The organism is Vibrio sp. IB15, assembly GCF_016406055.1.
GTDB classification, from domain to species: Bacteria; Pseudomonadota; Gammaproteobacteria; order Enterobacterales; family Vibrionaceae; genus Vibrio; species Vibrio chagasii.
Genome location: NZ_JAEFCE010000166.1, coordinates 1 through 642, shown reverse-complemented (window position 1 = coordinate 642; position 642 = coordinate 1). Strand labels below are relative to the sequence as shown.

At 40.0% G+C, this 642-nt stretch carries 1 protein-coding gene; it reads right to left on the bottom strand.

Features of this window, described 5'->3' with window-relative positions; genetic code table 11:
• Positions 1-256 precede the first annotated feature (256 nt).
• The coding region (locus JC606_RS23270) for an endo alpha-1,4 polygalactosaminidase (protein WP_198779573.1) at positions 257-642 on the bottom strand (386 nt) is incomplete at its 5' end.

Genomic DNA, 642 nt, shown 5'->3' with positions numbered 1-642 from the left:
TGTACAAAACAGCATCAATGGAAGCGTTGAAGTAGGGGAGCTGTAATTATTCGATGGATAAAACTTAAGCTTCGCACTTTCGAGGCCCTTGTTTTTGTGGCGAATCAGGAATAAGGCAATACCTTTTGGTTCTGTGCTCAAGATTTTGGACAATAGCAAACTCTATAGTGCACACATTTTTTCTCTAGTCGCTATATATGATAGTTAAACCGCTCTAGATAGTTTCGGTACAGTTATTTTTAGGGTTAGGCGCGCTTTACAAACAGCTAAACCTAAAACTGTCGTTTAAATCCAAAGGTAAGATTAGGGTGCTAAATAGATTGTCCCTAGATTCTTGGCATATTGTTGCTCTCTCATTTGGGTTGTTGACATACTTATCTAAGTACTCCGCTGTTAAAACGGGCTTACCGTGATTAATAAAGGGCAGCAGTGCATCACATTCCTTGTACTCAAAACATTGTTCGTTAACAGCAAAGTCAAAGTACTCGACCAGTTCACCTATTTGGTCCAGGTCATTCTTTAATCCGACCGCAAGGCCTCTTTTATGCGCCTCATTTGCAATAAATCGATTGTACGCGAGCTGATCTTGAGACGTCAGATTGAAACCAGAGTTATTGGTGTATCCATCCATATTATCAGGTT